Raw genomic sequence first — 25,714 nt, forward strand, 5'->3', positions numbered from 1 at the left:
GTTGTGTTGTAGTTGTTGTTTTGCGTAGTTAATGCCTAAAACCCAATGAAAAACCAAACTTTTTTATTGTTGTATATAAAAACAAAAAGAGGCACTTTCGCACCTCTTTTATATTGATTATTTTCTGATATTCAATACTTTGATAATCTCACGATATCTGTTGATTTCTGTTTTCTTCAAGTAATCTAACAAAGCTCTTCTTTTACCTACTAGTAATACTAATGAACGCTCTGTGTTATAATCATGACGATTTTTTTTCAAGTGCTCAGTTAAGTGGCTAATTCTGAAAGTGAATAAAGCGATTTGTGCTTCAGATTTTCCAGTGTTTGTTTTTTCTCCGTGTTTAGCGAAGATCTCTTCTTTAATCTCTTTAGTTAAATACATTCCAATATTTGTTTAATGATTTTTATGTATGTCATACATCTATTGTAAGACGGGTGCAAAAGTAAGAAATAATTATGACACGAACAAAATAAACCTTCCTTATTTTGTGAACTGGTGAAGCAATTATGAATTATGAATTGTCAATTATTTTAAATCTTAATACAACTTCGCAATTTCCTCATTTACAAACTCTAGAAATTGTTCGTCATCTTTATTAAATGGATTGAGTACGTGACTGTCAATGTCAATTTGCCCTATGTTTTCTCCATTTACAAAAAGAGGTACTACTATTTCTGATTTTACGGTAAAGCTACAAGCAATGTAATTATTTTGTGCTGCAACATCAGGAACTACAAAGTTTTCGTTGGAAACAGCCACTTGTCCACAAATCCCTTTTCCGAAAGGAATTACAGTGTGATCAGTCTCAGCTCCTACATAAGGTCCTAAGTGCAACGTTTTAGTTTCCTGATTAGCAAAATAAAAGCCTACCCAATTGTAATATTCAATAGAATTACTTAGGAGCTGACAAATAGATAAAAGTTTTTCGTCTCTTGAAAGTGTGGTGTTTAGTGTGATTTCGGTTACTTTTGGTTGTAAATCTTGAAATGTCATCGTTTTTATTTATATTTATGCAAAAGTATTTAAAGCAGTTTTTAAAAATTACATAAATTTGTTAAAAAATAGATTTTGAAAAAATATTTTATCCTTTACAAACCTTTTTTGTTTTTTCTGTCAACCTTTTTTTTGACTTACATTGCACTGACTTTTTTATATCAGGAATACCTTAACAGTTTTGGGGAAAATAAACTGGACGGCATCACTTTGTTTGTGGGTGAGAATACAAAAGGTGTTATGCAGTTTTTTGATAAAGGAGCTACTATCGAAGAAAGTGCATTTGAGCCTTATATTAAGTTGTTTTACGGTAAAAAATATGTTGCTAGAATTATTGAGGGTTGTAATGCTGTAAGTATTATCATTTTATTTATAGCTTTTATAGTTGCTTTTTCAGGTAAATTAAAACCTACGTTGCTTTTTATCTTTGGGGGGAGTATATTTATTTATGTATTAAATGTATTTAGAATAGCAATTTTATGTGTTTTAATGTTTAATTATCCATATCAAAAGCAATTTTTTCACGGCGTACTTTTTCCTTTGTTTATTTATGGTGTTGTTTTTATTTTATGGCTAATTTGGGTTAATAAATTTTCAAGATATGCTTCAAAAACTACTGAATAATAAAATCAGACTGCTAGAATTTATTGTTTTAGTTGTATTTTTAGTGCTAATTCGTGCATTTGAAGATCAATTGTTTTACGACCCTTTTTTGGATTATTTCAAAAATGATTTTACTCATTTACCCTTGCCTAATTTCAATTCATTTCAATTGTTCTTAGGGTTACTGTTTCGTTATACATTGAATGCAGTTGTCTCGTTAGGGATAATTTATGTTCTTTTCAAAGATGTACAAATGGTGAAATTTGCCCTTGTCTTGTATTATTTTTTCTTTATGATATTGATTGCGGCTTTTTTCTATATAATTTTCTTCATTAAGGAGCATAATAATTTAGTCTTGTTTTATGTTCGCCGATTTCTGATTCAGCCCATTTTTGTTTTGTTGTTCGTTCCTGCTTTTTATTATCAAAAACAAAATAAGTAATCTTTTTTCTTTACCTTTAGATAGGATTTAATTTGCTAAATGTCAAATTTTTAGGTGTATGAAAATTGTCAAGTATTCTGGGGATGTTGTAGAATTTAATCCTGATAAGTTAAAGAGTTCCCTTTTAAAATCAGGAGCGAGTACGGTTGTTGTAGATACTATTCTCCAAACAATTAAAAAACAAATGTATGAGGGCATTTCTACCAAGCAAATTTATAAATTGGCTTTTGGTTTGTTAAAAAAAACAGCTAATTATCATGCAGCTCGTTATAATTTAAGAGAAGCAATACGATTATTAGGTCCCGCAGGTTTTTTTTTCGAAAAATATATTGCGAGACTTTTTGCTTCAGAGGATTATGAAACTAAAACAAACTTAACATTACAAGGAAAATGTGTCTCTCATGAAATAGATGTTTTAATAAAGAAGAGTGGGATAATCAGTATGATTGAATGTAAATATCATGTGGGTAGGGATGCTGCTTCCGATGTGAAAGTACCGATGTATATTTTATCTCGTTTTAATGATTTAAAAATCAATCGGCATTCTATATTTTCTGATAATGATGTTGTTTCAAAATGTTGGATTGTTACTAATAATAGATTTACAACCGATGCAATTGATTTTGCCAAGTGTTCAGGTTTGGATTTGTTAAGTTGGAATTATCCTGAGGACAATAACTTAAAAACAAAAAATGACACTAGTTTTTTGTATCCGGTGACCTGTCTGACGACATTGTCTCTTGCCGAAAAAGATAAATTATTAATCCTTGATGTCATCTTGGTAAAAGAACTAATTAATAATTCTGATTGTTTAGAAAAAATAGGATTGAGTACTACCCGAATAAAAAATGTATTAAAAGAAGCTTCGGAGTTATGTAGATTTATTTAATAAAGAATGTTGTGTTATTTAATTTTAAATTCAAATAAGATGAAAATTAAATTTATTGGAGGAGCAGGAACAGTTACTGGTTCTAAAACATTAATTGAAAGTAACGGAATTAGGATTCTAATAGATTGTGGTCAATTTCAAGGGATTAAGCCGTTGCGGGAACTCAATTGGGAACCGTTGCCTATTTTACCTTCAACAATAGATTTTGTTTTATTGACCCATGGACACTTAGACCACTGTGGTTGGTTGCCCAGATTAGTGGATCAAGGTTTTACAGGAAAAATTTATTGTACAAGTCCTACTAAGGATATCGCTAAGCTCATTTTGCTGGATAGTGCTAAAATTCAGGAAGAGGAAGCTAAAAAAGCCAACGAAGGGAAATTTTCTAAGCATGACATTGCTCAACCACTTTATACTGTTGCTCAAGCTGAAAAAGTTTTTCCGCTTTTTAGAGTTATTAAAACCAATGAGTCTATTGCTTTAGATGCTCAAATTAGTGCTATTTATACTAATGCAGGACATATTATTGGTGCCTGTACAATTGAATTGCAGCTTGAAAATAAAGTATTAGTTTTTTCAGGAGACATTGGAAGAGATAATGATGTGCTCATGTATCCGCCCACAAAACCCAAAAGAGGAGATTATATATTTCTCGAAAGTACTTATGGAAATCGTTTGCATCCTGATACAGATCCTAAAGATGAATTGGAAATCTATATTAATAATGCCGTTCAAAAAGGCGGAACAATCATTATTCCTAGTTTTGCCGTAGAGCGCGCACAAAGTGTAATGTATCTATTATGGAAACTTAAAATAGAAGGCAGGATACCCAATATTCCATATATTATTGATACCCCAATGGGAATTAGTGTTTTGGATGTTTTTGCTAATAATAGAAAATGGCATAAATTACCAGAATATGAATATGTTGAAATGTGTAAGATGTTTACAATGATTACGGATTATCAACAAACTATAGAAACTATTTTTAATAATCAATCAAAGGTTGTTATCGCTGCAAGCGGAATGATTACCGGGGGTAGGGTGCTGAGTTATTTAGAGCGATATATTAGTGTGCCTGAAACAACGGTGATTATTATTGGTTATCAAGCCGAAGGAACCCGCGGAAGAAAACTGCTGGAAGGTGCCAAAGAAATTAAAATTCATGGTAAATATTATCCAGTATTGGCAACGATAGTAGAAATAGAAGGATTATCTGCACATGGTGATCAAAAAGATCTTCTGAATTGGCTGTCTGCTTTAGAGAATAAACCCAAAAAAGTGTTTTTAGTTCATGGAGAGAATGCACCAGCCGATGAACTTCGAATAAAAATTCAAGAAAAATATGGGTTTGATTGTAAAGTTCCTTTGATGGGACAAGAGTTTGAGCTTTAATTTTTTAACAGAACTTTGATTTTACAGATTGATTAAATCAGTATTTTTGCAAAATGAAATTCAAAAAGCACATTAGTATTCTTCTCGCTTTTTTCCTGTTGGTTTCCAATGTGGGATTGGCTTTTGATGTGCATTATTGTGGAGATAAAGTAGCGTCAATCCAACCGTTTTATTTAAAATCAGGTGACGTTTCAAATCCAGTCGAAAAAGGATGTTGCGAAAAAAAAGTTTCAAAAAAAGACAGTTGTTGCAAAAATAAGGTTGTCCATTTCCAAAAAAAATCAGATAACTTAATTACTAAAGCATTTTCTGTGAATGCTGATGTGCCATTTTTAATAAAAGAATGGAATCCGATTATTTTCTCCAAAGTTACTATTTTTAAAAGCTTCGAAAATAATTCGTACTACTGTGATGCTCATTCGCCGCCACTTTTCAAGCTATACAGCCAATATATTTTTTACGCCTGATTTTTAATGTTTTTTAGAAGTCAAATCCTTTTGTGTGATTTGAAATTACTTTTTATAAACATTAAAATATTTTGCGATGCAAAAAACAATAACGCTATTTGTTGTTATTTTGTTTTCAATTCCGTTGTTTTCTCAAGAAAAACTGAATGAAGTCAAAGTGATAAAAAAGCAAAAAGGGATTCAAAAATCATTTACCGTAACAGGAAATACAACGGTAATTACTAGCAAAGAATTACTTAAAGCTGCCTGCTGTAATTTAGCAGAGAGTTTTGAAACAAATCCGTCCATTGATGTGAGTTTCTCTGATGCTTTGACAGGAACTAAGCAGATCAAAATGCTTGGATTGACAAGTCCCTACTTAATGATTACCGAGGAAAATATCCCATCAGTTCGTGGTGCTTCGCAAGCATACGGATTGTCATTCACTCCTGGAACTTGGGTAGAAAGTATCCAAATTACTAAAGGAGCCGGAAGTGTAGTGAATGGATACGAAAGTATTTCGGGACAAATTAATACGGAATTAATTAAACCCATCAATGATATTCCGTTTTTTCTGAATGCTTATGGTTCATCAGATTCAAGGTTTGAATTAAATACCCATTTCAATAAAAAAATATCAGATAAATGGAGCAGTAGCTTGTTTCTTCACGGGAATACAAGAGTTGCTAAAACCGATATGAATAAGGATGGTTTTTTGGATAATCCATTGACCAAACAAATCAATATCCTCAATAGATACCAATATTACAATGCCGAAAAAGGCTGGGTGAGTTTTATCAATTTCAGATATATGAATGATAAAAAGCAAACTGGAGAATTAGACTTTGATCCAAACAAAGACAAAGGGACAACTAATTATTGGGGCTCTGAAATCAATACAGAGCGCTTAGATATTTCTACAAAAGTGGGGTATGTTTTTAAAGATCAGCCTTATCAGAGTATTGGTTTTCAGAATGCTTTTAATAATCATAATCAACAATCTTACTTTGGTTTGAACCAATACAATATCAAGCAAAGCAGTTATTATTCGAATTTGATTTTTAATTCAATTATCAATAATACGATGAATAAGTTTGCTGCCGGTTTGAATTTTACGTACGATAAATACCAAGAATTTGTTAATGTAAATGATTACAGCCGAATTGATAATTCAGTGGGTGCTTTTTTTGAATATACCTATGATAACGCAGATAATTTTAGCATTATTCTAGGAGGAAGAGTAGATAATCACAACCGTTTAGGGACATTTTTAACCCCAAGATTGCACGTACGATACAATCCCTGGGAAAAAGGAGTTTTGCGATTCTCAGCGGGTAGGGGAAAACGAAGTGCTAATATTTTTGCGGAAAATCAACAACTTTTTGCCAGTTCAAGAGTATTTGATATTTTAGATTCTAACGGAAAAATATATGGATTGAATCCGGAAATCGCCTGGAATTACGGGATGAGTTTTTCTCAAAAATTCATGCTCTTCGGCAAAAGTGCTGATGCTGGACTTGATTTCTATAGGACTGATTTTCAGAACCAGATAGTTGTTGATGTGTTGCAAAGTCCACAACAAGTGTTGTTTTATAATCTAAATGGAAAATCGGTTGCCAATAGTTTGCAACTGGAATTTAATTATGAAATTTTGAATCATTTTAATTTTCGCTCAGCGTATAAATTTTATGACGTAAGAACGGACTATATTTCTGGAAATTATCAAAAACCATTACAGGCTAAACACCGAGTTTTTGGAAATTTAGAATACGAAACCCACATTGAAGAGAAAGGGAAACAGTGGAAATTTGATTATACTTTCAATTGGGTAGGAAAACAGCAATTACCCAATACGGCAAGCAATCCCATAAAGGATAGATTACCGGAATTTTCGCCATCCTATTCGTTGATGAATGCACAAATTACCAGAACTTTTTCTGGCACATTTGAAGTCTACGTGGGTGGAGAAAACATTGGCAACTATACTCAGAAAAAAGCTATTTTGGGTTCAGATAATCCTTTTGGACCCAATTTTGATACTTCAATTGTGTATGCACCTGTTTTTGGGCAAATGTATTATGCGGGATTGCGATTCAAAATAAAATAAACTCAGAATGAAAATAATAATCAAAATAGAAAAAGTGAAAATGAAAAATATAATTGTAATAATAATGGTTATTTTTCTTGGATTTGCAGCTCAGGCACAAGAGAAAAAGAATAAAAATGCTAAATATGTAACTGAAGTAAACGGGAATTGTGAGCAATGTCAAAAACGGATTCAAAAAGCGGCATTTTCAGTTTCAGGAGTTAAATCAGCAATTTGGAGTATCGAAACCCATCAGTTAAGTTTGGTATTAAATGAAGAGAAATGTACTCCATTGGATGTAAAAAAAGCGATTGCCAAAGTTGGTCATGATACTGATCAAGTGAAAGCGTCAAATGAAGATTATCAAAATCTTCATACTTGTTGCCTGTATGAACGTAGATAATTTTCATTTCTAAAATGAAACTTTGTTTTTTAATTTTGATGTAAACAATAAGATTTAAATACGTTTGTGATTATGTTTATGAAGCCTGCTTAATGCTTTTATGCGTTAATTAATCTTTAAAGTATAGCAATAAATTGTGGTTAAGCTAAATTATTCTTACTTTCACGACCAATAAATTTAATTACAAATCGTTTTTATGAATAATTTTGATTGGACACAATTACTTAATCCGGAATTTTATATTACCCTTCAAATAGGAGGAGTTCAAATAGGTTTGTATATTGTTTTATTTATAATTTTTGCTGAAACTGGTCTTTTTGCAGGTTTTTTTCTTCCTGGAGACAGTTTGCTTTTTCTTGCTGGGATCTACAGTAAAGATTTGGTACAAAATATGATTGCAATAGAAAGTGATTTTATTAATGTCACTATATTGTCTTTATTAGTTGCAGCTGCAGGAATTGTAGGGAATATGGTTGGCTATTGGTTTGGGGCAAAAAGTGGGTATTATTTATTTAAGAAAGAAGATACTTTTTGGTTTAAGAAAAAATACCTTTTGCAATCAAAAGATTTCTTTGAAAAGTATGGTGGGAAAGCTATAATATTTGCACGTTTTTTACCAATATTTAGGACTTTTGCACCTATAGTCGCTGGAATTGTATCGATGGATAAAAGTAAATTTATGTTCTTTAATGTTATTAGTTCTTTTTTATGGTCCTTTATTTTGATTTTTTCAGGCCATTATCTATATGGTATCTTTTTAGATAAGTTTGGGATTGATTTGAAAGAACATATAGAATATATTATAATAATAATTGTATTTATTACTACTGTTCCCGTTTTATTCAAGCTTTTGAAAAAAAGGGTTCATATAAAATAATCATCAATTGCAATAAATAAAAAACTCCGTTTCAATTAAGAAACGGAGTTTTTTTATTTAAAAAAGAGAATGAATTACATCATTCCTGGCATACCACCACCCATTGGGTTTCCGCCACCATTGTCTTCTTTAATATCAATCAAAGCACATTCTGTAGTCAAGATCATACCTGCTACTGAAGCTGCATTCTCTAAAGCCACACGCGTTACTTTTTTAGGATCGATAATCCCTGCTTTAAGCATATCTACATATTCGTCAGTTTTTGCATTGTAACCAAAATCACCAGAACCTTCGGCAACTTTTGCAACAACAACTGAACCTTCAAGTCCTGCATTTTCAACAATAGTTCTCAATGGAGATTCTACTGCGCGGGATACGATTTGGATTCCTGTAGCTTCGTCAGCATTATCAGCAGTTATTGCGCTTAAAGCATTTTTAGCTCTTAATAAAGCAACACCACCACCAGCAACAATTCCTTCTTCAACAGCAGCACGAGTTGCATGAAGTGCATCGTCAACTCTGTCTTTTTTCTCTTTCATTTCTACTTCAGAAGCAGCACCAACATAAAGTACAGCAACTCCACCAGCTAATTTAGCCAAACGTTCTTGCAACTTTTCTTTGTCATAATCAGAAGTTGTAGCTTCCATTTGACCTTTAATTTGGTTTACGCGATTTTTGATTGTATCAGCTTCACCAGCACCACTTACAATTGTTGTATTGTCTTTATCGATAGTTACTTTTTTAGAAGTTCCTAACATTTCAATAGTTGTGTTTTCTAAAGTGTAGCCTCTTTCTTCTGAAATTACTGTTCCTCCAGTTAAGATAGCAATATCTTCAAGCATAGCTTTTCTTCTGTCTCCAAAACCAGGTGCTTTTACAGCAGCGATTTTCAAGGCTCCACGTAATTTATTTACCACTAATGTAGATAATGCTTCACCATCAACATCTTCAGCAATAATTAATAATGGTTTTCCAGATTGTGCAACTGGTTCCAAAACTGGTAATAATTCTTTTAATGAAGAAACTTTTTTGTCGTATAAAAGGATGTAAGGATTTTCCAATTCTACTTCCATTTTTTCTGAATTGGTCACAAAATATGGAGAAAGATATCCTCTGTCAAATTGCATACCTTCCACAACATCAACATAAGTATCAGTTCCTTTAGCCTCTTCAACAGTGATAACGCCTTCTTTTCCTACTTTTGCAAAAGCAGTAGCGATTAGCTCACCAATTACTTCGTCATTGTTAGCAGAAATTGAAGCAATTTGTTTGATTTTTTCAGAATCACTTCCTACAACTTTAGCTTGTTTCGCTAAGTCAGCTACAATAGCTTCAACTGCTTTATCTATACCGCGTTTCAAATCCATTGGATTCGCTCCTGCTGCAACGTTTTTCAAGCCTTCTTTTACGATAGCTTGTGCCAAAACGGTTGCAGTTGTAGTTCCGTCTCCGGCTAAATCATTCGTTTTAGAAGCTACTTCTTTTACCATTTGAGCACCCATGTTTTCCAATGGATCTTTCAATTCAATTTCTTTTGCAACGGTAACACCATCTTTAGTAACATTTGGTCCACCAAAAGCTTTTCCAATAATTACGTTACGACCTTTTGGTCCTAGCGTTACTTTTACTGCATTTGCCAATGCATCAACACCGCGTTTTAATCCGTCACGTGCTTCAATATCAAACTTTATATCTTTTGCCATTTCTTTTTATTTAAACTTTTAAATTGTTTTAATTTTTATTAGATGATTGCTAAAATATCATCTTCACGCATGATTAAATAATCTTTGCCTTCCAATTTCAATTCAGTTCCTGCATATTTTCCATAAAGAACTGAATCACCAATTTTCACAGTCATTGTGTGGTCTTTTGTTCCGTTTCCAACTGCTACTACAGTTCCTTTTTGTGGTTTTTCTTTAGCTGTATCTGGAATAAAAATCCCTGACGCAGTTTTAGTTTCAGCTGCTACTGGTTCGATAAGAACTCTGTCTGAAAGTGGTTTAATGTTTAAAGCCATGATTTTATGTTTTTTTGTTATTTTTATGATTGCATTTAGGATTTCAGAAATTATGCCAGCCTATAAAAACTGACACATTTTCTTATAAAAAATGCCAGCTTTGACAGGCTGGCATTCAGAATAAAATGTATTTTTTTATTTTGCTGGAGTTGTTTCAGCTGGTGTATTTTGTACTGGAGATGCTGGAGTAGCAGTAGCAGGTGCAGCAGTTCCTGTTTGTTCAATAATTTTAGAATCATTGTCGCTTAATGCTCCAGTAAAGCTTAAGCTTGAAAGAAGTATAAGTACAATTAAAATAGTAGCAAGTGTCCAAGTGCTTTTGTCTAAAAAGTCAGTTGTTTTTTGTACTCCACCTAACATTTGAGAACCACCTATAGTAGATGACAATCCACCGCCTTTAGGGTTTTGAACCATTATTACTACGATTAATAGGAAACAAACTATTGTTATTAAAACTAAAAAAATTGAAAATGTGCTCATTGTTTAATTATTGTTATTTTGTTGTAAAATCTTAATATCCGATATGCGGTCTGCAAAGAAACTACTTTTTTCTGGATATTTCAAAATTAATATTTCATAAGCTTGAATCGCTTTTTGATATTTTTTTTGTTCCAAATAAACCCGTGCTAAAGTCTCCGTCATCAAATAGGAATTGTCATCTTTATTAAGGTCAAAAGTAACTGTCGAAGCAACTCCATGTTTTACAGGAGAAATCTTCGGGCTTGTTTCTATAAATTTATCGATTAACGCCGCTTTTTTCTTTTTGTCGTCATCTTCTATTGGTAACGCTTTAGAAGTATTCACACTTTCCGTTTCTCTAACAATAGGCTGCGTTCTGGATAATTGAAGCCATTCTTGGAAAGAATGTTTTTCACTCACTGAAAAATCCAAAGGAGAACCAATCGCCAGTTTTTCTTCTGTGTTTTTTGAATTTTTATTAGATTCTAAAGGTAGAGCTTCCTTTATAGAGGTAAGAATCGATTGCTCCAGAGGATTTATTTTGGACTCGGACTTTTCTTTCTGAATTAGTATTTCACTATCGACTACTGTAATATCAAGAAGTTCGAGTGCTTTTTTATCATATAATCCTTTTTGAATAGCTGTAAAAGTTTCTGAAGTAATAAAATCGAATAATACAGTTCTGTCAGTGGTATGCGCGGCAGTAACTTTTAAAGCAAAATTATACTTAAAACTATTTTGGTTGTAAAGACCTTTCAAACGTAAAGCTCTGGCACTTTGAAAATACGAAAATTCATCCAATACATTTCCCAACGCTTCGGTTTGCTTCTCATTGATAGCATCGGGTCTGTTTATTAAATAAGTATAATCGGTTATATTCATAAAGGTTGTTCGTTTATTTGCCTATTCGATAATTTGTTCTTCGATTAACCGAATCAACAAATAACCGAATTAACTTCTTATTTACCATTTAGCAAGAGATTCATTAAAAATATCTTGTGTTATTCTTTCGAAGATATCTTTCAAAGCACTATTTAAAGTTGACCCTACAAGTTGTTGTGTTGCTGGGTAATCGTAATAAAACTCAAATGTTTTTTCAAAATTATCGATTTCTTTATTTTTATTGGTAAATCTTACATTTACTCTTATCTTTAATCTATTTTGTGCCGCTTTCTGATCGGCAGTTGCGGTCATTGGGCTTATTCTATAATCTACAATCTCTCCCTCATAAGTTAAATCAGCACCACTTTTTACTAAATTTAAGTTAGTTTGATTTTGAATGATGTCTTGTAATGCCAGCGTAAAGGTTCTGTCGATACCAGGTTCAATCAAATCAGCATTATTTTGGAAAAAATTTACCTGAAAGGTTTTTGCATCAATTTTTCCTGTTCCAGTAAAGTTATAAACAGAGCAGCTATTAAAAGTCACTGCGATCAACAAAATAATAATATATTTTAGATGTTTCATTTTAAATTTATAATTGATTCGCCAGCCCGCTAACGTTTTGGTCAAAGATATTCATTTTCAATTTACAATTTTCACTTGAATTTTTACAAATCAAATTGTTTGATTTTTCGATACAAAGTTCTTTCGGAAATCCCTAATTCATCTGCGGCTGCTTTTCGTTTTCCTTTGTTTTTTTCCAATGATTTTTTTATCATTTCAATTTCTTTTTGCTCTAATCTCAAGATTTCCTCTTCCTCTTCTATAGTTTCAGCAAATAAGTAACTATCATCATTCTCTTGATAACTTTCTTCTTTATTTTGAGTAGCAATCAATGCTGTTCTTGGTTCTTCTTCAAAATCTATTTCGCTGTCATTTTCTTGGGACCCATAGATTTTTTTAATCAAATTTTGATTGGTTTCTTGCACTTTAGAACTTCCACTTTGCATAAGTTCCAAAGTGAGTTTTTTTAAGTCATGCAAATCACTTTTCATATCAAAAAGTACTTTGTATAAAATCTCTCTTTCGGTGTTAAAATCGCTGTCACCTTTCTTGTCTTTAATTACTGAAGGCAAATTAGTGCCTTCAGCCGGTAAATAAGATTGTAATGTTACAGCCGAAATCTCGCGATTGGTTTCCAAAACTGAAATTTGTTCAGCAACGTTTCTCAATTGACGGATATTACCACTCCAGCGAAATTTTTGCAAAATAGCTACAGCACTTTCGTCTAATTTTAAAGGAGGCATTTTGTATTTATGAGCAAAATCAGAAGCAAATTTTCTGAATAATAAATGAATATCTTCTTTTCGTTCTCGTAAAGGCGGCAGATTAATGTCTACTGTGCTCAAACGATAATACAAATCTTCACGGAATTTCCCTTTTTCGATAGCATCAAATAAATTCACATTAGTAGCTGCAACAATCCGTACATCTGTTTTTTGTACTTGAGAAGAACCTACTTTTATGAATTCACCATTTTCCAAAACACGAAGTAACCGCACTTGAGTAGTCAAAGGCAATTCACCCACTTCATCCAGAAAAATAGTTCCGCCGTCAGCCACTTCAAAATACCCTTCTCGTGTATTAGTTGCACCTGTAAAAGCACCTTTTTCATGTCCAAAAAGCTCACTGTCAATCGTTCCTTCAGGAATTGCTCCGCAGTTTACGGCAATGTATTTTCCATGTTTTCTATGTGAAAGTGAATGAATGATTCTGGGGATGTTTTCTTTTCCAACACCACTTTCTCCGGTTACTAATACTGAAATATCAGTAGGAGCAACCTGAATGGCTTTTTCTATGGCACGATTAAGCTTTGGGTCGTTACCAATAATCTCAAATCGTTGTTTTATAGCTTGAACTGATTCCATATTTTTACGTTTAAAGTTTTCTTTGTTTAAGGTTTAAAAGTTCTTACGATACCTTTTAAAAAGCCTAAACATTAAACTTTTTTTATTTAAAATATTCTATGCGCAATAACCTATTGTTTTGGTTTTGTAAGTGTGTCTTTTAATGGAGCTATTTTTTCCACTTTATGTTTTGGAAAATAAGTTCTAATGATATAGAATGTAGTTCCAAATCCAATTATAAAAGTGATTAAACCAATTAGTATATTTTTTTTTAACATCTTATTTTAATTTTTTTTTATATCTAATGACTTAAAAGTGTTTTAATTGATTTGTTTTTTTTTAGCCACAGATTAAAAAGATTTTCACAGATTTGTTTAATCTTTTTTATAAAGCATATCTTTTATATTGTAATGATTTATTTTGAAAATTAACTAATAATCCAATTTCTGAATCAGCTAATTTTAAATAATTTAAAATTTGTGCAATATGTTCGTTACAAAATTCTTTTACAGCTTTTATTTCTAATACAATATCTTCACATACAATAAAATCAGCATTAAATTTACTACGCAAAATCTCACCTTTATAGTCAATCGAAAATTCTTTTTCTCTTTCGTAAGGAATATTATTTAGTTTAAATTCTACTTCTAAAGCGTCTTTGTAAACAATTTCTAATAGTCCTGGACCAAGAATTCTATGTACTTCCATACAAATCCCTATAACTTTATAAGTTTCCTGTTCTCTGTATCCTTCCATAAAATGTCTTATTTTTGCCACAGATTAAAAGGATTTCAAAAAATCTGTGAAAATCTTTTTAATCTGTGGCTAATTTTTTAATTCATCTCACTCAACCCAATCGCTTCTCCTTTCAAAGTTCCACTGGTACAAGAAGTAATTTTTACATTTACAAAATCTCCAATTTTATAATTTTCTTTTGGAAAAACAACAGTAATACTTTGGGAATTTCTTCCTGAAAACTCTTCTGTCGATTTTTTGGAAACTTTTTCTACTAAAACTTCTACAGTTTGATCAATGAATTCCTCAGAGCGTAACCAAGCGTGTTTTTGTTGTAAATCGACAATTTCCTGTAATCTTCTTGCTTTTGTTTCTTCCGTTACATCATCTTCCATTTTTCTGCCAGCCAATGTTCCCGGGCGCTCCGAATACGAATACATATAACCAAAATTATACTTCACATATTCCATAAGGCTCATTGTGTCTTGATGATCTTGTTCGGTCTCTGTTGGGAAACCAGCAATCATGTCTTGTGAAATGGAGCTGTTCGGAATAATAGTTCTGATTTTATCAATCAAAGTCATGTATTCTTCACGCGTATGTAAACGGTTCATTTCTTTTAGGATTCTATTGCTTCCAGATTGAACAGGCAAGTGAATGTGCTTACATATATTAGGATGTTTTGCAATCACATGTAAAATACTTTCGTGCATGTCTTGCGGATTTGATGTCGAAAATCGAATGCGCATTTTAGGAAAACCAACGGCTACCATTTCCAGTAATTGGTCAAAATCAACTGCTGTGGCTTTTTGCATTTCGGTTGCATTTTCGAAATCTTTTTTCAAACCTCCGCCGTACCATAAATAACTATCCACATTTTGACCCAAAAGCGTAATTTCTTTAAAACCTTTGTTCCACAAATCTTGAATTTCAGTCATGATACTTTGTGGTTCCCGGCTGCGTTCGCGTCCGCGAGTAAATGGTACCACACAAAACGTACACATATTATCGCAACCACGGGTAATAGAAACTAAAGCGGTAATTCCGTTGCTCATCAATCGCACCGGAGAAATATCTCCATAAGTTTCATCTTTAGACAAAATCACGTTAATCGCATCGCGTCCTTCTTCCACTTCTTGCAAAAGGTTCGGTAAATCTTTATAGGCATCCGGACCTACAACTAGGTCTACAATTTTTTCTTCTTCCAGAAATTGGCTTTTCAAACGCTCGGCCATACAGCCTAAAACACCCACTTTCATCTTTGGATTAATGCGTTTCACAGCATTGTATTTTTCCAAACGTTTGCGAATCGTTTGCTCCGCTTTGTCCCGTATAGAACAAGTATTAACCAAAACTAAATCGGCTTCCTCCAGCACTTGCGTGGTATTATATCCGTTTCCAGATAAAATAGAAGCTACGATTTCACTATCCGAAAAATTCATCGCGCAGCCATAACTTTCTATAAATAGTTTTTTTGTATTCTCAGGTTTATTCTCCAGAACAAGACTTTCGCCTTGCTTACTTTCTTCAATAATCTTTTCCATCATGTATTTTCAAAGCACAAAGATAACGCAATTCAAATAAATATGACAAGATGTCAGATTAAGAATTAACACTATTTTGTGTTTTATTTTTTTATTAAACATAGTTGTGGTGTGGAGCCAATTCCCGCTTTCCATTACAAGTTCTCGCAAAAAAAAATAAAGTTTCCAAAGTCCTAAAAAGAGCTTCCGCTGGTCGCTTTTTTTGAACAGGAAATTTTTACTTTTTTGCTCCGGGCTTTTCACTTCAATCGGGGCTAAAAAAGAGTCGGGTATCCCTACAACTTATCTGTTAATGGTTGCAAAATAGTTCAAAAATAAAATCAAAAGCCTAATATTTAAAAAAAATAGATACTTTTGTCCCAGAAAAATAGAGCAATGGCAAAGAATTTAGTTATAGTTGAGTCCCCTGCAAAGGCAAAAACAATTGAAAAATTTCTGGGAAGTGATTTTCAAGTGGAGTCAAGTTATGGGCATATTGCCGACTTGCCTTCCAAAGAAATTGGGGTAGATGTAGAAAATGGTTTTAAACCAAAATATGAAGTTTCTGCTGATAAAAAAGCGTTGGTCACTAAATTAAAAGGATTAGCAAAAAAAGCCGAAATGGTTTGGTTAGCAAGTGATGAGGATCGCGAGGGTGAGGCTATTTCTTGGCATTTAGCCGAAGAATTAAAATTAGATAAAACCAAAACTAAGCGAATTGTTTTTCACGAAATCACTAAAACTGCGATTCTAAAAGCGATTGATAATCCAAGAGAAATCGATTATAATTTAGTTAATGCGCAACAAGCCCGTCGTGTTTTAGATAGATTAGTTGGTTATGAATTATCGCCTGTACTTTGGAGAAAAATAAAAGGAGGACTTTCTGCCGGACGTGTACAATCGGTTTCCGTTCGCTTGATTGTCGAACGCGAACGTGAAATTCAAAACTTCAAAGCTATTGCAACATATTCTATTGTAGCAGAATTCACCAACGAAGCAGGAAAAACATTTAAAGCGAAACTGCCTAAAAATTTCAATACTAAAAAAGAAGCCGAAGATTTTTTAAATAAAAATATAGGTTCTACATATAAGGTAGCCGATTTAGAAACTAAGCCTACCAAAAAATCACCAACTGGTCCATTTACAACTTCGACTTTGCAACAAGAAGCGGCTCGTAAATTGTATCTGCCTGTTGGAATTACCATGCAACTCGCACAACGTTTATATGAAGCCGGACTTATTACTTACATGAGAACGGATAGTGTGAACTTATCAAAAGATGCAATGGAAGCTGCTCAGGCAGAAATTATCAAATCCTACGGAAAAGAATTCTCTAAACCTCGAACTTTTGTCAATAAAAGCAAAGGCGCACAAGAAGCACACGAAGCAATTCGTCCTACGGATATGTCGCGTCATACAGTAGACATCGATAGAGATCAAGCCCGTTTGTATGATTTAATCTGGAAAAGAACCTTGGCTTCGCAAATGAGTGACGCACAATTGGAACGTACTAACGTGAAAATTGAAGCGAACAATCATGGTGATATTTTCACGGCATCCGGTGAAGTTTTACTTTTTGAAGGCTTCCTAAAAGTGTATCTTGAAGGTCATGATGATGATGATGAGGAACAAGAAGGCATGTTGCCAGCGATGAAAGTCAACGAAAAATTGCAAAACAATTATATTACAGCTACCGAAAGATATTCTCGTGCTGCTGCAAGATATACTGAAGCTTCCTTGGTAAAAAAATTAGAAGAATTAGGAATAGGCCGTCCTTCTACTTATGCGCCAACGATTTCTACGATTATAAACAGAAATTATGTGGAGAAAGGAAATCTTGACGGTCAGGAACGTAATTATACGCAGTTGACTTTGCAATCTGGAAAAGTAGGAGAGAAGTTGCTGAAAGAAAATACAGGTTCAGATAAAGGAAAATTAGTCCCTACGGATATCGGAACGATTGTTACGGATTTCTTGGTTAAGAATTTCGGAAATATTCTCGATTATAATTTCACTGCAAAAGTAGAGCAGGATTTTGATGAGATTGCAGAAGGAAATATCGTTTGGACAAAAATGATGCAAGAGTTCTACGATAAATTTCACCCAACAGTGAAAGATGTAGAGGCAAATGCAGACAGAGAAAGTGGTGAAAGAATTCTGGGAACAGATCCAAAAACGGGGAAGCCAGTTTCGGTACGTTTAGGGAAATTTGGACCAATGGCTCAAATTGGGGCTGCAGATGATGAAGAAAAGAAATTTGCCAGTTTAATGTCAGATCAAAATATTGGAAACATCACTTTAGAGGAAACTTTAAATTTATTTTTGTTGCCAAAAAATCTTGGAGAATATAAAGGAGAGGAAGTTGAGGTAAGCAATGGTCGTTTTGGACCTTATATTCGTCACGGAGCTGCTTTTGTTTCTTTGCCAAAAGGAGAAAATCCGTTGGATGTTGATTTCGCAAGAGCGCAGGAATTAATTGATGAAAAAGCATTAGCAGACGCGCCGATCGCAGTTTATAAAGGTGAAGGTGTTCAAAAAGGTGTGGGTCGTTTTGGTCCTTTTATCAAATGGGATGGTTTGTTTATTAATGTCAGTAAGAAATATAATTTTGATAATTTGTCTCAAGCTGATATTGAAGCTTTGATTGAAGATAAATTGCAAAAAAATATTGATAAGGTTTTGCATAATTGGGAAGACGAAGGAATTTTAGTTGAAAAAGCCCGTTGGGGACGTTCAGTTATTACTAAAGGTAAAATCAAAATTGAATTGAGCAAAGATGTTGATGCTACAAAATTGACATTAGCAGAAGTTCAGGAAATGATAGCCAAAAAAACACCGGCTAAGAAAGTAGCTGCCAAAAAAGCACCAACTAAAAAACCTGCCGTTAAGAAAGCTGTGGTTAAAAAGAAATAAGTACTAATCTATTTTATTCTCTTCTTCTTTGGAGAGGGTTGAAGAAAAGAAAAAAAATATTAAGAAATGGAGTTTGATTTTCTTGAACCACTAGGTGATGAAATCCTTAGTTACATAGACGGATTAACTTCTCAGCAATTAGGAAGTAAAATAGTTTTGCATACTAATGAACAATTTCCGGATTTAAACAAGATTAAAATTGCTGTAATAGGCGTTTTGGAAAATCGAGGAGATAAAAAGGCAGTTTCTGATGTTGATTTAATACCGCTTAGAAAAGAATTGTATGGATTATTTCCTGGAAACTGGGACACTTCAATTGCAGATTTGGGTGATATACTGGCAGGGAATTCAGTAGCAGATACTTATTTTGCACTAAAGAAAGTGGTTGCAAGTCTAATCAAGAAAAGGATTACTCCTATAGTTATTGGAGGTTCTCAAGATTTGACTTATGCGCTTTACAGAGCTTATGACGATTTAGAACAAATGGTTAATTTAGTTTCCATTGATAATAAATTTGATTTTGGTAAGGATGAAGAAGAAGTTTCTACTACGTCCTATTTGACAAAAATAATTGTAGATGAACCCAATAATCTTTTTAACTATTGTAATATTGGATATCAGACTTATTTCAATTCACAGGAAGAAATAGATTTGATCGAAAAATTATTTTTCGATGGATATAGATTGGGTGAGATTTCGAATAATATTGCTCTTGCAGAACCTGTTTTTAGAGATGCGGATTTAGTAAGTATCGATTTGAATTCAATTAAGTCATCTGATTCAGGAAATTTTATTTCATTTGCACCGAATGGTTTTAATGGTAAAGAAATATGTTCTTTGTCAAGATATGCAGGGATAAGTGATAAAGTATCTTCTTTTGGAATATTTAATCATAATAATTCGATACAGGAATCGGTCATTATTGCACAGATAATCTGGTATTTTATAGAAGGGTTTCATTATCGGTCAAATGAATATCCTTTTGGTAGTAAGGATAATTATTTGAAATATATTGTTCCACTAGAAGAAGAGGAACTTGTTTTTTACAAAAGTGATAAAACAGGTCGTTGGTGGATAGAAATACCATTTATTTCAAACGGTAATAATAAATTAAAGAGAAATACGTTATTACCATGTTCATATGATGAATATTTATTGGCGTGCAATCAAGAATTGCCTGAAAGATGGTGGAAAGCACAAAGAAAAAATACCATTTAGAATATTTTTTTACTTATTTATTATTTTTTTATAAAAAACACGTTGTTTGCTGTAAAAAAATTGTTTTTCTAAAAAATAATAAATAGGTTTACACACATAAAAATAATGAATAGATAACCCAATTTATATGAAGAAGTTCATTGCATTTACGGCAATTTTGACACTATTAATTAGCTGTGGTAAATCAAGCGACAAAGGAGAATTAGTAGGTATCAATGGTGGAAAATGGCATCCTGAGAAGCCTTATGGGATGACTTTAGTTCCTGGAGGTGCTTATACTATGGGTAAATCAGATGATGATTTAGCTGATGTTGAAGATGCACCTACAAAAACGGTAACTGTTCGTTCTTTCTACATGGATGAAACTGAAATTACAAATAGTGAGTACCGTCAATTTGTAGAATGGGTAAAAGATTCTACAATGAGAGTTCGATTGGCAATTCTTGCTGATGAAAGTGGCCAGAAAGCAGGTGATGGAAAAGGAAAAGGTAAAAATTCCGGTAGTATTGGAGATTTTGCTTTTAATGATTCTGATCCTGAAAAGATGACCGCTTATGATAAATATATGTATGATAACTATTATAGTGTAGGTACTGCAGATGACCCTTATGCTGGTAGAAAATTGAATAAAAAAGTAAAATTAATCAAAGATACTAAGCTGTATCCTGACGAATATTATACTGAGGTTATGGACTCTATGTATTTGCCAATAGAAGCTTCTTACAATGGATTGCGTACAATAGATGTAAATAAATTAAAATTCCGTTATTCTTGGATGGATATTCAGGCTGCAGCCAAAGCTAAAGTTGGCAAAAGAAAAGATTTCATTAAAACTGAAGAAGTAAGTGTATATCCTGATACAACTGTTTGGATTAAAGATTTTGCTTATTCCTATAATGAACCAATGCATAATGATTATTTTTGGCATCAAGCCTACAGCGAATATCCAGTTGTTGGAGTTAAGTGGACTCAAGCTAAAGCTTTTTGTGCATGGAGAACTTTAAATAAAAATACATATATTAAATCTAAAAAGAAAGGTCGTGATTTGACTAATAATTTTAGATTACCTACTGAGGCTGAATGGGAATATGCAGCAAGAGGAGGATTGGAATCGGGTACTTATCCTTGGGGAGGTCCTTATACTAAAAATGATAGAGGTTGTTTTCTTGCGAATTTTAAACCGAATAGAGGGGATTATGCTGCAGATCAATCATTGTATACTGTAGAGGCAAAGTCCTATGAACCAAACGGATATAATTTGTATAATATGGCAGGGAACGTTTCTGAGTGGACTGATTCTTCTTATGATCCAAATGCATACGAATATGTTTCTTCAATGAATCCAAATGTTCTGGATGCTTCAAATAAACGTAAAGTAGTTCGTGGAGGTTCATGGAAAGATGTTGCTTATTTTTTACAAGTGAGCACAAGAGATTATGAATATGCTGATTCAGCAAGAAGCTATATTGGTTTTAGAACTGTTCAGGATTACATGGGAATTCAAACTACTGGAAAAAATAAAAGAGGCAAATAATAAATAATTATAAAAGAAACCAAATCTTTAAATCTAACCCAAAAAAAATTATTATGGCATTACTTAGCAAAAAAACAATGAATTTCGCGTACGGAATGGGAGCGGCAGTTGTAATTATAGGAGCATTATTTAAAATTACGCACCTTGAATTCGGTCTTGTAACTGGAAATTTAATGCTAACAATTGGACTTGTTGTAGAAGCTGCAATCTTTGCTCTTTCTGCATTTGAACCAGTTGAGGATGAATATAAATGGGAAAATGTTTACCCACAATTAAAAGATCCTACAGCGATAGGAGGTACAAAAACAAAAGTAGAAACTCCTTCTGATGCTCAAGGATTGTTATCTCAAAAATTAGATGCAATGTTGAAAGATGCAAAAATTGACGGAGAATTAATGTCAAGTTTAGGAAATAGCATTAAAAATTTCGAATCAGCTGCTAAAGGAATTGCGCCTACCGTAGATTCAATTGCTTCAACTAAAAAATATAGTGAAGAGTTGACTTTGGCTGCAGCCCAAATGGAATCTTTAAATAGTTTATATAAAATTCAATTGCAAAGCGCTTCAAGAAATGCACAAATCAATGAAGAAGTTGCTGAAAATAACTTAAAATTAAAAGACCAAATGCAGTCTTTGACATCTAATTTGTCATCACTTAACAGTGTATACGGAGGAATGCTTTCTGCAATGAATAATAAAGGATAATTAGTTTCAAACGATATAAAAATAATAAACTAATTAGTAGAAAATATGGCAGGAGGAAAACTAACCCCTAGACAGAAGATGATAAACCTAATGTACTTGGTTTTTATCGCAATGTTAGCATTAAATATGTCCAAAGAAGTATTATCTGCTTTTGGAATTTTGAATAATAAAATTGTAGAGTCTAACTCTATAACAGATACTAGAAATGAAAGTTCATTTTTACAATTAGCTCAAAAAGCAGTAGATCAACCAGGGCAGTTTGGTGATAAGAAAGCTAAAGTCGAGAAAATTAGAGCAGTTTCTAAAGAGTTTAATGACTACTTAGAAAACATCAAAGCGACAGTTACAAAAAATTTCGTTAGAGATGCTGAAGGAAATTTGCCATATGAGCAAATGGATAAAGGGGATTTAATTGATAGGATGTTTTTTACTGGTGATAAGGTTTCTAAGCAAGGACAAGAGTTTTTAGATAAGATTAATAACTTTTCAACTCAAATCAAACAAATTGGTGGAAGTTCAATTGCTGATTCTGAAATGAAAAAAATCGAAGCTAGATTTGCCACTAATCCAGTTTATTCTGAAAAAGCGGGTGCTAAATTAGCTTGGATTGATTATAACTATAAAGGATTTCCACTTATCGCTACAATTACAAAATTGTCTCAATTACAAGCGGATATTAAAACTACCGAAAGCGATGTAATGACTGGAATGTTTCAATCAGATTTAGTTGCTGCTGCCTCTCTTACTGCTTATCAACCGATAGTAGTTCTTGAAAAATCAGTTTTCTTTCAAGGTGAAGCTGTAAAAGGTAAAATTATTCTTGGAAAATTTGATCCGTCATTAAAAGCAAAGTCTGTAATAGTGAATGGTTCAAGCGTAGCTGCTCAAGCCGGTCAGGCAAATTTTTCGTTTGGAGCAGGCAACATAGGGGAACACCCGATTGGTGGTTCATTCAATTTTGACGAAAATGGAAAAGTTGTTAGTTTGCCTATTAAAGATAAATATGTTGTTGTTGCCAGACCAAAATCGGCTACTATTTCCGCTGATAAAATGAATGTTGTTTATAGAGGTGTTGTAAATCCTATGACAATTTCTTTTGCTGGTGTATCAGCTGATAAAGTTTCGGCTAGTGCTCCTGGCCTTAGTTCAGCAGGTGGTGGTAAATACAATATGAGCCCAGGTGCGGGTTCAGAGACTGTTATCAATGTTACAGCTACATTACCTGATGGTTCTAAAGTTTCTGATAAAAAATCTTTTAGAATCAAAGGAATTCCTGGGCCTACAGGTACAATACGTGGTGAAATGGGAGTGGTAAAAGGTCCTAAATCAAATTTACAGATTGCTACTATTGGAGCTAAATTAGTTGATTTTGACTTTGAAGTTGGTTTGGATGTAGTTGGATTTAATCTTAAAGTTACAGGACAACCTACTGTAGTTGTTCAAGGAAATAAATTGAATGCACAGTGTAATGCTGTTCTTTCTAAAGCCGTTAGAGGAGATCAAGTTACAATTTCTGAAATTAAAACAAAATTAGTAGGAGCTGGTAGTTATTTATTGCCAAGAACTGCTCCAGTAATTTTTGAAATACAATAATAAGTAGTTTTATTTAAAAACTACTTCATTAACTTATAATGAAAACATGATGAATGTAAGAAATTTTTTGATTGCTATTATCTCTGTTGCTTGGAGTTTTGCATCTGTAGCACAATCTAATTTACTAAATGCTAAAACGCCAGATCAAATAGGGCTTAAAACTGCAGCGCAGCTCATTTCAGATAATGACAAACCGTTAGCTTATGGTTATGTTCATGATAGAGATGTATTGATGGGCAAGACAACATGGGAAATAATCGATTTAAGCGAAAAGATTAATTTTTCATTGTATTTTCCTATTGATACTGCTAATATCGGTTCAGATAGAAGATCATTATATGATGTTTTAACAAAAGCAATGAGAAGTGGTAAGATAACAGAGGTGTATACTGATAGTTATTTTAATACTAAAAAATCAATCCAAGATATTCAGGCTTCATTGACACGTATCGATACAACTGATGCGGGAAGAGAACAAATAAATGCTGGTGCGCAAATTTCACCAGAGTTTATTTTAAAGTCAGATCTTACTGCTCAGGATGTTACACAATATAAAATAAAAGGATATTGGTATTTTGACAAACGTCAAAGTGAATTGAAATATCGTTTGTTAGGAATTTGTCCAGTGACTCCTGATGTGTTTACAATGAACAGTGACGATAAAGATTATATCGAGTTGTTTTGGATATTTTTTCCTGCAGCACGAAACATTTTGCATGATGCAAAAGCTTTTAATGATAAAAATTCTGCGATGCCTGTTTCTTTTGATCAAATTCTTAATTCAAGAAAATTCAATAGTGTCATTTACAAGGAAGAGAATATTTATGGTGACAGGTCAATTGCTGAATACATGAAAGATAACGCTCAGAATCAATTGTTAGAGTCTGAAAGAGTTAAAGAAAAAATTCGCAATTTCGAACAAGATATGTGGAATTATTAATTTCAATTTTCGAGTATAAAGAAAACTCTTACTATAATAGGTAAGAGTTTTTTTGTTTTAATATGTTTTTTGTATTTATTATAAAAAGGTTTATTTCAAATGATAGATTATTTAATTATAGGTTCTGGTTTAGCGGGTATTTCATTTGCAGAGATTGCTTTGCGGAATGATAAGACTATTTTCATGTTAGATAATAATTCTCAAAATTCTTCAAAGATAGCTGGTGGGTTGTATAATCCGGTTATTTTAAAACGCTTTAGCGAAGTCTGGCAAGCTCAAGAACAACTTGTATTGATGGGTGAATTTTATTCTATTTTAGAAAAAAAAATGAGTTCTAAAGTAGATTTTAAAAGACCAATTTTAAGAAAATTTTTTTCTGTTGAAGAACAGAATAATTGGTTTGCTGCTTCAGATAAAGTGGCTTTAGCTCCTTTTTTGTCTACTCAATTAATTTTTAAAAAGTATTTAGGAATTGATTCGCCATATGGATATGGTGAAGTTTTACAAACTGGTTACGTAGATACTGCCTTGTTGTTGAGTAAATACAGAGTGTATTTGAACCAAAATAATCTATTTAGGGAAGAATCATTTGATTACGAAGCTTTACAAATTGAAAGTGATGGAATTCAGTATAAAAATTTTCATGCCAAGCATATTATTTTTGCAGAAGGTTTTGGGATGCATGCCAATCCCTTTTTTAATCATTTGCCTTTAGATGGTACCAAAGGGGAGCTTTTTATTATAAAAGCAACACAGTTAGATTTAGATGTAATTGTAAATACAAGTGTGTTTATTTTACCTCTTGGGAACGATTTATTCAAAGTGGGTGCAACTTATAATTGGAAAGACAAAACTGATTTACCAACAGAAGAAGGTAAGGTTGAGCTAATGGATAGAATTAAAGAAATTATAACTTGTGATTTTGAAGTTGTTGAGCATTTTGCTGGAGTTAGGCCAACTGTAAAAGACAGGAGACCTTTAGTTGGAACACTTCAAAACTATGAGTCAATACATATTTTAAATGGTTTAGGTACAAGGGGTGTTATGTTAGGCCCAGCAATGGCTAAAGCTTTGTTTGAAAATATCGAATATAAAATTCCTTTAAATAAAGAAATTGATATCAATCGATTTCTGCCCAAAGGAAAAAAATAA

Annotated in this window: 26 protein-coding genes; 15 read left to right on the plus strand and 11 right to left on the minus strand. The window is 32.8% G+C overall.

The features are described 5' to 3' along the window. Positions 1-117 precede the first annotated feature (117 nt). The gene (gene rpsO / locus T410_RS07700; protein ID WP_035670202.1) at positions 118-384 is read right to left on the minus strand and encodes a 30S ribosomal protein S15; all 267 of its coding nucleotides are present in this window, start codon (positions 382-384) and stop codon (positions 118-120) included. A gap of 156 nt (positions 385-540) precedes the next feature. Continuing rightward, positions 541-996, minus strand: a complete 456-nt coding sequence (locus T410_RS07705; protein WP_035670204.1) for a GAF domain-containing protein — start codon at positions 994-996, stop codon at positions 541-543. 75 nt (positions 997-1,071) lie between these two features. On the opposite strand from T410_RS07705, the gene xrtF reads away from it, so the two are divergent. From xrtF to T410_RS07745, 8 genes are all read left to right on the plus strand, one after another. Further along, positions 1,072-1,620 carry an exosortase family protein XrtF gene (gene xrtF, locus T410_RS07710; RefSeq protein WP_035670206.1) on the plus strand — a complete coding sequence of 183 codons (549 nt, stop codon included), beginning with the start codon at positions 1,072-1,074 and terminating at the stop codon, positions 1,618-1,620. After that, on the plus strand, positions 1,598-2,041 hold the full coding sequence (locus T410_RS07715; RefSeq protein ID WP_035670208.1) for an exosortase F system-associated protein: 444 nt from the start codon (positions 1,598-1,600) through the stop codon (positions 2,039-2,041). The genes xrtF and T410_RS07715 overlap by 23 nt, the downstream gene beginning before the upstream one ends. Positions 2,042-2,099: 58 nt before the next feature. After that, complete coding sequence (locus T410_RS07720) at positions 2,100-2,930, plus strand: ATP cone domain-containing protein (protein ID WP_035670211.1); 831 nt, start codon at positions 2,100-2,102, stop codon at positions 2,928-2,930. Between the two features lie 39 nt (positions 2,931-2,969). Then, entirely contained in the window at positions 2,970-4,325 is a 1,356-nt protein-coding gene (locus T410_RS07725; protein ID WP_081897820.1) for an MBL fold metallo-hydrolase RNA specificity domain-containing protein, read from the plus strand. A gap of 53 nt (positions 4,326-4,378) precedes the next feature. Further along, positions 4,379-4,792 carry a hypothetical protein gene (locus T410_RS07730; RefSeq protein ID WP_035670218.1) on the plus strand — a complete coding sequence of 138 codons (414 nt, stop codon included), beginning with the start codon at positions 4,379-4,381 and terminating at the stop codon, positions 4,790-4,792. Positions 4,793-4,868: 76 nt separating this feature from the next. Continuing rightward, on the plus strand, positions 4,869-6,878 hold the full coding sequence (locus tag T410_RS07735) for a TonB-dependent siderophore receptor (protein WP_035670221.1): 2,010 nt from the start codon (positions 4,869-4,871) through the stop codon (positions 6,876-6,878). A 40-nt stretch (positions 6,879-6,918) separates the two neighbouring features. Then, complete coding sequence (locus T410_RS07740) at positions 6,919-7,260, plus strand: heavy-metal-associated domain-containing protein (RefSeq protein WP_035674247.1); 342 nt, start codon at positions 6,919-6,921, stop codon at positions 7,258-7,260. Between the two features lie 196 nt (positions 7,261-7,456). After that, positions 7,457-8,137, plus strand: a complete 681-nt coding sequence (locus T410_RS07745; protein WP_035670223.1) for a DedA family protein — start codon at positions 7,457-7,459, stop codon at positions 8,135-8,137. A gap of 74 nt (positions 8,138-8,211) precedes the next feature. On the opposite strand, the gene groL is transcribed toward T410_RS07745, so the two are convergent. From groL to miaB, 9 genes are all read right to left on the minus strand, one after another. After that, positions 8,212-9,840 (minus strand): chaperonin GroEL, encoded by a 1,629-nt coding sequence (gene groL, locus T410_RS07750; RefSeq protein ID WP_035670225.1) that lies wholly within the window; start codon positions 9,838-9,840, stop codon positions 8,212-8,214. Between the two features lie 38 nt (positions 9,841-9,878). Further along, positions 9,879-10,154 carry a co-chaperone GroES gene (gene groES / locus T410_RS07755; protein ID WP_035670228.1) on the minus strand — a complete coding sequence of 92 codons (276 nt, stop codon included), beginning with the start codon at positions 10,152-10,154 and terminating at the stop codon, positions 9,879-9,881. 135 nt (positions 10,155-10,289) lie between these two features. After that, entirely contained in the window at positions 10,290-10,634 is a 345-nt protein-coding gene (gene secG, locus T410_RS07760; RefSeq protein ID WP_035670231.1) for a preprotein translocase subunit SecG, read from the minus strand. Positions 10,635-10,637: 3 nt separating this feature from the next. Then, positions 10,638-11,495 carry a tetratricopeptide repeat protein gene (locus T410_RS07765; protein WP_035670234.1) on the minus strand — a complete coding sequence of 286 codons (858 nt, stop codon included), beginning with the start codon at positions 11,493-11,495 and terminating at the stop codon, positions 10,638-10,640. Positions 11,496-11,576: 81 nt separating this feature from the next. Beyond that, positions 11,577-12,080 carry an LptE family protein gene (locus T410_RS07770; protein WP_035674249.1) on the minus strand — a complete coding sequence of 168 codons (504 nt, stop codon included), beginning with the start codon at positions 12,078-12,080 and terminating at the stop codon, positions 11,577-11,579. 83 nt (positions 12,081-12,163) lie between these two features. Next, a complete protein-coding gene (locus tag T410_RS07775; RefSeq protein WP_035670237.1) occupies positions 12,164-13,423 on the minus strand; it encodes a sigma-54-dependent Fis family transcriptional regulator in 1,260 nt (419 codons plus the stop codon). 110 nt (positions 13,424-13,533) lie between these two features. Next, positions 13,534-13,680, minus strand: a complete 147-nt coding sequence (locus T410_RS17045; RefSeq protein WP_193743732.1) for a hypothetical protein — start codon at positions 13,678-13,680, stop codon at positions 13,534-13,536. Between the two features lie 106 nt (positions 13,681-13,786). Beyond that, positions 13,787-14,179: a GxxExxY protein gene (locus T410_RS07780; RefSeq protein WP_369793018.1), complete on the minus strand. Its 393-nt coding sequence runs from the start codon at positions 14,177-14,179 to the stop codon at positions 13,787-13,789. Positions 14,180-14,235: 56 nt separating this feature from the next. Continuing rightward, entirely contained in the window at positions 14,236-15,681 is a 1,446-nt protein-coding gene (gene miaB / locus T410_RS07785) for a tRNA (N6-isopentenyl adenosine(37)-C2)-methylthiotransferase MiaB (RefSeq protein WP_035674252.1), read from the minus strand. Positions 15,682-16,056: 375 nt separating this feature from the next. On the opposite strand from miaB, the gene topA reads away from it, so the two are divergent. From topA to T410_RS07820, 7 genes are all read left to right on the plus strand, one after another. Next, positions 16,057-18,573 carry a type I DNA topoisomerase gene (gene topA / locus T410_RS07790; protein ID WP_035670243.1) on the plus strand — a complete coding sequence of 839 codons (2,517 nt, stop codon included), beginning with the start codon at positions 16,057-16,059 and terminating at the stop codon, positions 18,571-18,573. A 66-nt stretch (positions 18,574-18,639) separates the two neighbouring features. After that, positions 18,640-19,791: a formimidoylglutamase gene (locus tag T410_RS07795; RefSeq protein ID WP_035670246.1), complete on the plus strand. Its 1,152-nt coding sequence runs from the start codon at positions 18,640-18,642 to the stop codon at positions 19,789-19,791. 127 nt (positions 19,792-19,918) lie between these two features. Beyond that, complete coding sequence (gldK, locus tag T410_RS07800) at positions 19,919-21,325, plus strand: gliding motility lipoprotein GldK (protein WP_035670249.1); 1,407 nt, start codon at positions 19,919-19,921, stop codon at positions 21,323-21,325. A gap of 53 nt (positions 21,326-21,378) precedes the next feature. Then, positions 21,379-22,029: a gliding motility protein GldL gene (gene gldL / locus T410_RS07805; protein WP_035670252.1), complete on the plus strand. Its 651-nt coding sequence runs from the start codon at positions 21,379-21,381 to the stop codon at positions 22,027-22,029. 45 nt (positions 22,030-22,074) lie between these two features. Continuing rightward, the gene (gene gldM / locus T410_RS07810) at positions 22,075-23,622 is read left to right on the plus strand and encodes a gliding motility protein GldM (RefSeq protein ID WP_035670255.1); all 1,548 of its coding nucleotides are present in this window, start codon (positions 22,075-22,077) and stop codon (positions 23,620-23,622) included. Between the two features lie 49 nt (positions 23,623-23,671). Continuing rightward, positions 23,672-24,562 carry a gliding motility protein GldN gene (gene gldN, locus T410_RS07815; protein WP_035674253.1) on the plus strand — a complete coding sequence of 297 codons (891 nt, stop codon included), beginning with the start codon at positions 23,672-23,674 and terminating at the stop codon, positions 24,560-24,562. Positions 24,563-24,661: 99 nt separating this feature from the next. Then, positions 24,662-25,714: an FAD-binding oxidoreductase gene (locus T410_RS07820; RefSeq protein WP_035670258.1), complete on the plus strand. Its 1,053-nt coding sequence runs from the start codon at positions 24,662-24,664 to the stop codon at positions 25,712-25,714.

The organism is Flavobacterium sp. 83 (genome assembly GCF_000744835.1).
In the GTDB taxonomy this organism is placed as follows: domain Bacteria; phylum Bacteroidota; class Bacteroidia; order Flavobacteriales; family Flavobacteriaceae; genus Flavobacterium.